The 8,924-nt window shown below is 52.0% G+C and carries 12 protein-coding genes and 1 pseudogene; 11 read left to right on the forward strand and 2 right to left on the reverse strand.

Annotated features, from left to right (window positions below; genetic code table 11):
• Positions 1–781 (forward strand): L-ribulose-5-phosphate 3-epimerase (locus tag FDW94_RS00525; RefSeq protein ID WP_249358201.1); only part of this gene is annotated, 781 nt, incomplete at its 5' end.
• Positions 781–1,467: an L-ribulose-5-phosphate 4-epimerase gene (locus FDW94_RS00530; RefSeq protein ID WP_032942175.1), complete on the forward strand. Its 687-nt coding sequence runs from the start codon at positions 781–783 to the stop codon at positions 1,465–1,467. The genes FDW94_RS00525 and FDW94_RS00530, both read left to right, overlap by 1 nt.
• Positions 1,468–1,598: 131 nt before the next feature.
• Here the strand turns inward: FDW94_RS00530 and yjfY are convergent, their stop codons facing one another.
• Entirely contained in the window at positions 1,599–1,874 is a 276-nt protein-coding gene (gene yjfY, locus FDW94_RS00535; RefSeq protein ID WP_003025668.1) for a DUF1471 family protein YjfY, read from the reverse strand.
• 299 nt (positions 1,875–2,173) lie between these two features.
• On the opposite strand from yjfY, the gene FDW94_RS00540 reads away from it, so the two are divergent.
• The 7 genes and pseudogenes from FDW94_RS00540 to FDW94_RS00565 all read left to right on the forward strand — a co-directional run bounded on the left by FDW94_RS00540 (position 2,174) and on the right by FDW94_RS00565 (position 5,602).
• Positions 2,174–2,938, forward strand: coding sequence for a TSUP family transporter (locus tag FDW94_RS00540; protein ID WP_003830447.1), 765 nt, complete (start codon positions 2,174–2,176; stop codon positions 2,936–2,938).
• A gap of 10 nt (positions 2,939–2,948) precedes the next feature.
• Positions 2,949–3,026: pseudogene (locus tag FDW94_RS23670) on the forward strand (hypothetical protein); the annotation flags it as partial.
• Positions 3,027–3,096: 70 nt separating this feature from the next.
• Entirely contained in the window at positions 3,097–3,492 is a 396-nt protein-coding gene (rpsF, locus tag FDW94_RS00545; RefSeq protein ID WP_003025672.1) for a 30S ribosomal protein S6, read from the forward strand.
• 6 nt (positions 3,493–3,498) lie between these two features.
• The gene (priB, locus tag FDW94_RS00550; protein ID WP_137376961.1) at positions 3,499–3,813 is read left to right on the forward strand and encodes a primosomal replication protein N; all 315 of its coding nucleotides are present in this window, start codon (positions 3,499–3,501) and stop codon (positions 3,811–3,813) included.
• 4 nt (positions 3,814–3,817) lie between these two features.
• Positions 3,818–4,045 carry a 30S ribosomal protein S18 gene (gene rpsR, locus FDW94_RS00555; protein WP_000135199.1) on the forward strand — a complete coding sequence of 76 codons (228 nt, stop codon included), beginning with the start codon at positions 3,818–3,820 and terminating at the stop codon, positions 4,043–4,045.
• 41 nt (positions 4,046–4,086) lie between these two features.
• The gene (rplI, locus tag FDW94_RS00560; RefSeq protein WP_003025676.1) at positions 4,087–4,536 is read left to right on the forward strand and encodes a 50S ribosomal protein L9; all 450 of its coding nucleotides are present in this window, start codon (positions 4,087–4,089) and stop codon (positions 4,534–4,536) included.
• Positions 4,537–4,678: 142 nt separating this feature from the next.
• A complete protein-coding gene (locus tag FDW94_RS00565) occupies positions 4,679–5,602 on the forward strand; it encodes a DMT family transporter (RefSeq protein WP_008786017.1) in 924 nt (307 codons plus the stop codon).
• A 64-nt stretch (positions 5,603–5,666) separates the two neighbouring features.
• On the opposite strand, the gene FDW94_RS00570 is transcribed toward FDW94_RS00565, so the two are convergent.
• A complete protein-coding gene (locus FDW94_RS00570; RefSeq protein WP_137376962.1) occupies positions 5,667–6,317 on the reverse strand; it encodes an OapA family protein in 651 nt (216 codons plus the stop codon).
• 219 nt (positions 6,318–6,536) lie between these two features.
• Here FDW94_RS00570 and fklB point away from each other — a divergent pair, with 219 nt between their 5' ends.
• Together fklB and cycA are read left to right on the forward strand one after the other, a co-directional pair.
• Positions 6,537–7,157, forward strand: coding sequence for an FKBP-type peptidyl-prolyl cis-trans isomerase (gene fklB / locus FDW94_RS00575; RefSeq protein ID WP_032934269.1), 621 nt, complete (start codon positions 6,537–6,539; stop codon positions 7,155–7,157).
• A gap of 308 nt (positions 7,158–7,465) precedes the next feature.
• Positions 7,466–8,875 carry a D-serine/D-alanine/glycine transporter gene (gene cycA, locus FDW94_RS00580; RefSeq protein ID WP_008786019.1) on the forward strand — a complete coding sequence of 470 codons (1,410 nt, stop codon included), beginning with the start codon at positions 7,466–7,468 and terminating at the stop codon, positions 8,873–8,875.
• The last annotated feature ends 49 nt before the right edge of the window (positions 8,876–8,924 follow it).

Genomic DNA, 8,924 nt, shown 5'->3' on the forward strand with positions numbered 1-8,924 from the left:
GCAGTTGGCGAAGGAACTGGGCTTTGACTTTGTCGAAATGTCGGTTGATGAAACCGACGCTCGCCTGGCGCGTCTTGACTGGAACCGCGAGCAGCGACTGGCGCTGGTGGCCGCTATCGCCGAGACAGGGATACGGGTGCCGTCCATGTGCCTGAGCGCTCATCGTCGTTTCCCGCTTGGCAGTGAAGATGATGCGGTGCGCGAACAGGGGCTGGAGATCATGCGTAAAGCCATTCAGTTTGCGCAGGATATCGGTATTCGCGTTATTCAACTGGCGGGTTACGACGTTTATTACCAGCAGGCCAATAACGAAACGCGTCGTCGGTTTCGCGATGGGCTGAAAGAAAGCGTAGAGATGGCGAGCCGTGCACAGGTGACGCTGGCGATGGAAATCATGGATTATCCACTGATGAATTCGATCAGTAAGGCGCTGGGATACGCCCACTATCTCAACAATCCGTGGTTCCAGCTGTATCCCGATATCGGCAATTTGTCGGCGTGGGACAACGATGTGCAGATGGAGTTGCAGGCGGGAATGGGCCATATCGTTGCCGTACACGTGAAAGATACCAAACCCGGTGTATTCAAGAATGTGCCGTTTGGTGAAGGGGTTGTCGATTTCGAACGTTGTTTTGCGACGCTCAAACAGAGTGGGTATTGCGGGCCATACCTGATTGAGATGTGGAGTGAAACGTCGGACGACCCGGCACGTGAAGTGGCGAAGGCGCGCGACTGGGTGAAAGCGCGTATGGCCAGCGCCGGTCTGGTGGAGGCGGTGTAATGCAAAAACTCAAACAGCAGGTTTTTGAGGCCAATATGGATCTGCCGCGCTACGGGCTGGTGACGTTTACCTGGGGTAATGTCAGCGCCATCGACCGCGAACGCGGGCTGGTGGTGATTAAGCCCAGCGGCGTCGACTACCAGACAATGACAGTGGACGACATGGTAGTTGTGGATCTGCACGGCAACGTGGTGGAAGGACGCTATCGTCCTTCTTCCGATACCGCCACCCATCTGGCGCTGTATCGCCGCTATTCCTCTCTTGGCGGCGTGGTGCATACCCACTCAACCCACGCGACGGCATGGGCGCAGGCAGGTCTGGCAATACCCGCGCTAGGCACGACGCATGCGGACTACTTCTTTGGCGATATCCCCTGCACCCGGGCGTTAACTGAAGCGGAAGTTCAGGATGAGTATGAGCTGAATACCGGCAGGGTGATTGTTGAAACGCTGGGGGAGGTGGAACCTTTGCATACGCCAGGCGTAGTGGTGTACCAACATGGCCCGTTTGCCTGGGGCAAAGACGCTCATGACGCGGTACATAACGCGGTGGTGATGGAAGAGGTGGCAAAAATGGCATGGATTGCGCGTGGCATTAATCCGGCACTCAGCGCTATCGACAGTTATCTGATGAATAAGCACTTCATGCGTAAGCACGGCCCAAATGCCTATTACGGGCAGAAGTAGGAAAAAACGTTCCGGAGCCAACTCTTCATGGGGATGAGATCGGTCTGGCTTCGGGATTGTTTTGCAAAAAAAGCCCCCAGTGAAGGGGGCAAGTCAAACTGTGGCAATGTTCTCGTTGGTTATTTCTGGTGTTAACGATAAATATCTGCACTGGCGTGCATATTTCCGTTACTACCGGGTTCCCTGGTGAGGATCACGTGGTAGTAGGTTGCGCCTTGCGCATCGGTCTCTTCATTCAGGGCCTGAGTGGCTTCACTTTCAGTGGCGAAGTTATGATTTATGTAAATGACGCCTAAGCTCTGCACATCATCCATGTTCCTGGCCTGATGGTTATCAATTTTGATGGCTGCCGTTGCATTTGCACTGAGCAAAAGCACAGCCAGAAGGGTCAAAACACGGGCTCGCATATGTACCTCCTCGACTGCGGTCTCTGGTTGCCTATCTCCTGTGAGTGATTAACTTCTGATGTAATTTTAACCGCTACCAGCGCAGTCGATAGCGACCATTTCTGATGCAGTTGTTCAAAAAATTACCGCATAACCATCTTTTCTTTAATTAACAGTCTGCTGGTGTAAACCGCTGCGGTGAAAAAATACCTGCCTTTCGCGCATAAGCTCTTACCAAATAGTCAATTTAATCGGGTGAGTACGCCGTTTATAGTGAGCTGGATAATTAATATAACTTTATGATAATAAGGCAAAAACTTATGGATACTTCATTCATGGATTTCAGCTATTTCGTGGTTATGTTTATGGTCGCGCTGGTGGCTGGCTTTATTAACGTGGTGTCGGGCGGTGGTGGATTTCTCTCTATTGGCGCACTCTTAATTTCTGGTTTACCCCCGGCTAATGCGCTGGCAACCAATAAAATTCAGGCTCTGGGTAGCTCGCTGACCTCCGGAATTTACTTTTTACGCCGAGGACATATCAACGTGCAGGAGCACAAGTATGTGTTTTTATCTGCCTTTATCGGTTCTGCGCTGGGAACGACGCTTATCCAGTTCATTGAACCGGAACTGCTGAAGAAACTGCTCCCAATCCTGATTATCGCAGTCGCCATTTACTTTATTTTTGCGCCAAACCTTAGCGAACCGAAAAGAAAGCAGCAGGTATCCCTGTTTCTCTTCTCGTTGATCGGTGGGGGATGTATTGGTTTTTATGATGGCTTTCTCGGTGCTGGGGCAGGTTCCTTTTATACCCTCAGCTATATCCTGCTGTGGGGATACAGTATTGATAAAGCGCAAATCCACTCGAATTTTATTAACCTGGCGTCGAACATCGCCTCGATTTTGTTCTTCATTTTCGGCGGTAAAATGATCTGGTCGCTGGGTTTGGTGATGTTTGCAGGGCAATCCCTTGGCGCACGTCTTGGTGCGACAGTCGTACTGACGCGCGGTAAGAAAGTCATCCGACCCATGATTGTCATTGTCTCCATTTGTATCAGCATCAAAATGCTGCTGGATATGTATTAATGGCAACATGATAAATAATCGTACAAGCACCTTGAGTTTACCTGCTGACCCCAGTATTATGACGCGTCATTTTTCAGCCGACCTTTAACACGTTCCTTGCCTCCATGGGCCTCGGCTGACCCAGACAGGAGGCTGAATAATCCGTAAGGAGCAATTCGATGCGTCATTACGAAATCGTTTTTATGGTCCATCCTGACCAGAGCGAACAGGTTCCGGGTATGATCGAACGCTACACTGCTGCCATCACTGGTGCAGAAGGCACGATCCACCGTCTGGAAGACTGGGGCCGCCGTCAGCTGGCTTACCCGATCAACAAACTGCACAAAGCTCACTACGTTCTGATGAACGTTGAAGCGCCGCAGGAAGTGATCGATGAGCTGGAAACTACCTTCCGCTTCAACGATGCCGTTATCCGCAGCATGGTTATGCGTACTAAACACGCTGTTACCGAAGCATCTCCGATGGTTAAAGCGAAAGACGAGCGTCGTGAACGTCGCGATGATTTCGCTAACGAAACCGCAGATGATGCTGAAGCTGGGGATTCTGAAGAGTAATTTCTGATGACCAACCGTCTGGCGTTGTCCGGCACTGTGTGCAGGGCCCCCCTTCGAAAGGTCAGTCCATCAGGAATTCCTCATTGCCAGTTCGTGCTTGAGCATCGTTCTGTGCAGGAGGAAGCCGGGTTTCACCGGCAGGCGTGGTGCCAAATGCCCGTTATTATTAGCGGACACGAAAACCAGGCCATTACTCACAGTATAACGGTCGGTAGCGCAGTGACCGTTCAGGGGTTCATATCTTGCCACAAGGCAAAGAACGGCCTGAGCAAAATGGTTCTGCATGCCGAGCTGATTGAATTGATAGATTCTGGAGACTAGCCATATGGCACGTTATTTCCGTCGTCGCAAGTTCTGCCGTTTCACCGCGGAAGGCGTTCAAGAGATCGACTATAAAGATATCGCTACGCTGAAAAACTACATCACCGAAAGCGGTAAGATTGTCCCAAGCCGTATCACCGGTACCCGTGCAAAATACCAGCGTCAGCTGGCTCGCGCTATCAAACGCGCTCGCTACCTGTCCCTGCTGCCGTACACTGATCGTCATCAGTAATCGGTCACGGTCCATTAATACGACTTTGAGAGGATAAGGTAATGCAAGTTATTCTGCTTGATAAAGTAGCAAACCTGGGTAGCCTGGGTGATCAGGTTAACGTTAAAGCGGGCTATGCTCGTAACTTCCTGGTACCACAGGGTAAAGCTGTTCCTGCTACCAAGAAAAACGTTGAATTTTTCGAAGCGCGTCGCGCTGAGCTGGAAGCTAAACTGGCTGACGTTCTGTCCGCTGCTGAAGCTCGTGCTGAGAAAATCAACGCACTGGAAACCGTAACCATCGCGTCTAAAGCTGGCGACGAAGGTAAACTGTTCGGTTCCATCGGTACTCGCGACATCGCTGACGCTGTAACTGCAGCTGGCGTTGAAGTAGCTAAGAGCGAAGTTCGTCTGCCGAACGGCGTTCTGCGTACCACTGGCGAGCACGAAGTGAGCTTCCAGGTTCACAGCGAAGTGTTTGCTAAGCTGACTGTAAACGTAGTTGCAGAATAAGTTTTTATTCTGATGACCGCGTAAAAGCGCCGGCCCTGTGCCGGCGTTTTGCTTTTCTGTTCCCCCGCTTTTCTCTCTGGCTATTCTTTATCCTTTTCGGGATAATCACAAAAATAAAACATTATTTCAAAGTGGTGATGGAATGGAACCAACGCACCAACCTCTGTTTGCGCGTAAAAATGTTGTCTACCTGAGCGCGGCATTCTGCTGCCTGCTTTGGGGGAGCGCCTATCCGGCGATTAAAAGCGGATATGAGATCTTCCAGATTGCCACGGATGACATTCCCTCAAAGATTGTCTTTGCCGGATATCGCTTTCTGTTTGCGGGATTATTGCTGCTACTGCTGGCGGTAGCGCAGCGTAAACCGATTGGCCGGTTAAGCCCGCGTCAGTACGGCCAACTCACGCTGTTGGGGCTAACGCAAACCTCGCTGCAATACATCTTCTTCTACATTGGCCTGGCGTTCACGACGGGAGTGAAAGGGTCCATCATGAATGCGACCGGGACCTTCTTCAGCGTGCTGCTGGCCCATTTTATCTACCATAACGACAAACTGAGCTACAACAAAGCGCTGGGCTGTATTCTGGGCTTTACCGGTGTAATGGTGGTGAACTTTAGCAGCGGAATGGATTTTAGCTTCAGCCTGTTAGGCGACGGCTCAGTAGTGATGGCAGCCTTTATTCTCTCTGCTGCCACGCTATATGGAAAACGTATTTCTCAGACGGTGGACCCGACGGTAATGACAGGGTACCAGTTGGGCGGTGGCGGCCTGGCGTTGGTTATCGGCGGCTACGCTTTTGGCGGCACGCTAACCGTACACGGTGCGTCTTCGGTGGCGATTCTCGGCTACCTGACGTTACTCTCTTCGGTCGCTTTCGCCTTGTGGAGTATTCTGCTCAAGCATAATCGCGTGGGGATGATTGCGCCGTTTAACTTCCTGATCCCGGTTTCGGGTGCAGTGCTGTCGGCAATATTCCTCGGTGAAAACATTCTCGAATGGAAATATGCGGTAGCGCTGGTGCTGGTGTGTTCGGGGATCTGGTGGGTGAACAAGGTGAAACGTTGACGTTTCACCTTGATGCCTGATGGCGCTATCTCTTATCAGGCCTGGAATCGCGGGGTCACAGTGCTTAACGGACGCGAATAAAACTGCCGTTAGGCTGGCGGGTAAACAGGACCTGCTGGCCATTTCCGGTATCAATGGTTAATCCTGTCACTACGCCATTGGCATTCTGCCTGATCTGTATCATCTGACCGTCTTTCAGATTGCTCAGTGGTTTTCCGGCGCCTTCAACCTGTGCCATCGCATACACATCGGTTGGCGGGAGGTTATGGTCACGGAATACCTGCGCCAGCGTTTTACCTGAGTCTACGCGGTAGGAGCGCCACTGCTGGTCAATTCCGCTATCCTGTTGGAAAGGTTGTGTCTGCGGCTGAGATTGCTGGACCTGAGGCTGCGCATCAGGTTCGCCTTCCTGGATTGGCTCTGGCGCAACCGGAGCGACCTGGCCGGGATCATTTTGCGGCGGGACAAGCTGTGCCTGCAGCTGAGCCTCGGTCGGTGGCTGCGACTGTGACTGTAAATCCAGCTGGGCAGTACGCGTCACCACAGGGGTATCGCTGGTGTCACTGGAAGGGAGCAGGAAACCTATCACCAACACAATAGCAGCAATAATAATGCCGCGGCGGTGCATAGGCGGTAGCGGGTCCATAATGCGAAAATTGTCCGGTGCATGCCAGATTTTCGCCAGGGTTGGTTTTAATTCAAAGCGCCCGGGCATGGCTTTCCTCCTGCTCCGCGTCTCGTTCCTCGATCATAGAGTATAGATGGCTAACGCTATGATGTTCGTCATATTACCCGCTTTCGTGACGTCAACGCGGGATATTCCTATTGTTTATGTTTCCTCGCGATTTGTCATCTGTTCCCGAGACAAAGTTTTACCGGATGCGGCATGGCTGATATGCTGCCCGCTACTTTACATCCGATGAAAGGAAATATGATGGCTAACCCGACTTTTGACACTATCGAAGCGCAAGCAAGCTACGGCATTGGTTTGCAGGTAGGACAACAGCTGAGCGAATCCGGACTGGAAGGACTGTTGCCTGAAGCGCTGGTAGCGGGTATCGCTGACGCGCTGGAAGGTAAGCACCCGGCAGTGCCGGTTGATGTTGTGCATCGCGCACTGCGTGAAATCCACGAACGTGCTGATGCAGTTCGTCGCGAGCGTTTCCAGGCTATGGCGGCTGATGGCGTCAAATATCTGGAAGAAAACCGTGAGAAAGACGGTGTGAACAGCACTGAATCTGGTTTGCAGTTCCGTGTTCTGACCCAGGGTGAAGGTGCTATTCCGGCACGTACTGACCGCGTTCGCGTGCACTACACCGGTAAGCTGATCGACGGTACCGTGTTTGACAGCTCTGTCGCACGTGGCGAACCGGCTGAATTCCCGGTTAACGGCGTAATCCCAGGCTGGATTGAAGCGCTGACCCTGATGCCGGTAGGTTCCAAATGGGAACTGACTATTCCTCAGGAACTGGCTTACGGCGAGCGTGGCGCTGGCGCGTCCATTCCTCCGTTCAGCACGCTGGTGTTCGAAGTTGAGCTGCTTGAGATCCTGTAAGCAGTGACTTCTGTTCCCCCCGAGGCCGGGGGGAGCAAAAAAATAGCGTGAACAGCTATAGTTACGTCGTTGTCGATATTTTATCTTGCAAATGCCCCGTCAGCGTGTATTTTTGTGAGCTGATTCGCGCTATCAGAGTGATATGACACTCACTTTAAACATTAAATTAACATTATATCTAAATCTTAGTATTCATCCCGCCAATTCTTACCTAATATCGATGAGTCCTGATAACAGGATCGTCGTATCATAGACACACTAAAGGCCGTAGAGCCTGAACAACACAGACAGGTACAGGAAGAAAAAACATGGTAGATCAGGTAAAAGTCGACACCGCTGAAGAGGCGTCGTCTGAACAGTCGCTACGGCGCAATCTCACAAACCGTCATATTCAACTTATTGCTATTGGTGGCGCTATCGGTACTGGCCTGTTTATGGGCTCCGGTAAAACCATCAGTCTCGCCGGACCGTCGATCATCTTTGTGTATATGATCATCGGTTTTATGCTGTTTTTCGTGATGCGCGCAATGGGTGAATTGCTGCTCTCGAATCTGGAGTACAAATCGTTTAGTGATTTCGCCTCCGACCTGCTCGGGCCATGGGCCGGGTATTTTACCGGCTGGACCTACTGGTTCTGCTGGGTCGTTACCGGAATGGCAGACGTGGTCGCGATTACCGCGTATGCGCAATTCTGGTTCCCCGAACTGTCAGACTGGGTCGCCTCGCTGGCGGTGATTGTGCTGCTGCTGAGCCTCAACCTCGCCACCGTAAAAATGTTCGGTGAGATGGAGTTCTGGTTTGCGATGATCAAAATCGTTGCCATCATCGGCCTGATTGTCGTCGGTCTGGTGATGGTGCTGACGCACTTCCAGTCGCCAACCGGCGTTCAGGCATCGTTCACGCACTTGTGGAATGACGGTGGCTGGTTCCCGAAAGGTCTGAGTGGCTTCTTTGCCGGCTTCCAGATAGCCGTGTTTGCGTTTGTGGGTATTGAGCTGGTGGGTACGACCGCAGCGGAAACCAAGGATCCGGAGAAATCTCTGCCGCGCGCCATTAACTCGATTCCAATCCGTATCATCATGTTCTACGTGTTCGCGCTGATCGTGATTATGTCCGTTACGCCGTGGAGCTCGGTAGTGCCAACCAAGAGCCCATTCGTTGAACTGTTTGTGTTGGTTGGTCTGCCTGCTGCGGCGAGCCTGATCAACTTTGTGGTGCTGACTTCAGCTGCCTCTTCTGCAAACAGCGGCGTGTTCTCTACCAGCCGTATGCTGTTCGGTCTGGCGCAGGAAGGCGTTGCGCCTAAAGCGTTTGCCAAGCTGTCTAAACGCGCAGTTCCGGCGAAGGGTTTAACCTTCTCCTGTATCTGTCTGCTGGGCGGCGTGGTGATGCTGTACGTGAACCCGAGCGTGATTGGCGCCTTCACCATGATCACCACCGTATCGGCGATTCTGTTCATGTTCGTCTGGACCATCATTCTTTGCTCGTACCTGGTGTACCGCAAGCAACGTCCTCACCTGCATGAAAAATCAATCTACAAGATGCCGTTAGGCAAGCTGATGTGCTGGGTATGTATGGCGTTTTTCGTCTTCGTACTGGTACTGCTGACGCTGGAAGATGATACCCGTCAGGCGCTGATCGTCACGCCGTTGTGGTTCATCGCGCTGGGTCTGGGCTGGTTGTTTATCGGTAAGAAACGTATGGCAGGCGTGCGTTAATCGCTAAGACGTGAGATGTAGGCCGGATAAGGCGTTTACGCCGCATCCG

The sequence above is a fragment of the Citrobacter sp. wls757 genome (assembly GCF_005280935.1).
GTDB classification, from domain to species: domain Bacteria; phylum Pseudomonadota; class Gammaproteobacteria; order Enterobacterales; family Enterobacteriaceae; genus Citrobacter; species Citrobacter portucalensis.

What these genes read in the sequence shown, in the direction of transcription:
- FDW94_RS00530 (WP_032942175.1), top strand. Translation starts at nt 781, where the DNA reads ATGCAAAAACTCAAACAGCAGGTTTTTGAGGCCAATATGGATCTGCCG.
- yjfY (WP_003025668.1), bottom strand. Translation starts at nt 1,874, where the DNA reads ATGCGAGCCCGTGTTTTGACCCTTCTGGCTGTGCTTTTGCTCAGTGCA.
- FDW94_RS00540 (WP_003830447.1), top strand. Translation starts at nt 2,174, where the DNA reads ATGGATACTTCATTCATGGATTTCAGCTATTTCGTGGTTATGTTTATG.
- rpsF (WP_003025672.1), top strand. Translation starts at nt 3,097, where the DNA reads ATGCGTCATTACGAAATCGTTTTTATGGTCCATCCTGACCAGAGCGAA.
- priB (WP_137376961.1), top strand. Translation starts at nt 3,499, where the DNA reads ATGACCAACCGTCTGGCGTTGTCCGGCACTGTGTGCAGGGCCCCCCTT.
- rpsR (WP_000135199.1), top strand. Translation starts at nt 3,818, where the DNA reads ATGGCACGTTATTTCCGTCGTCGCAAGTTCTGCCGTTTCACCGCGGAA.
- rplI (WP_003025676.1), top strand. Translation starts at nt 4,087, where the DNA reads ATGCAAGTTATTCTGCTTGATAAAGTAGCAAACCTGGGTAGCCTGGGT.
- FDW94_RS00565 (WP_008786017.1), top strand. Translation starts at nt 4,679, where the DNA reads ATGGAACCAACGCACCAACCTCTGTTTGCGCGTAAAAATGTTGTCTAC.
- FDW94_RS00570 (WP_137376962.1), bottom strand. Translation starts at nt 6,317, where the DNA reads ATGCCCGGGCGCTTTGAATTAAAACCAACCCTGGCGAAAATCTGGCAT.
- fklB (WP_032934269.1), top strand. Translation starts at nt 6,537, where the DNA reads ATGGCTAACCCGACTTTTGACACTATCGAAGCGCAAGCAAGCTACGGC.
- cycA (WP_008786019.1), top strand. Translation starts at nt 7,466, where the DNA reads ATGGTAGATCAGGTAAAAGTCGACACCGCTGAAGAGGCGTCGTCTGAA.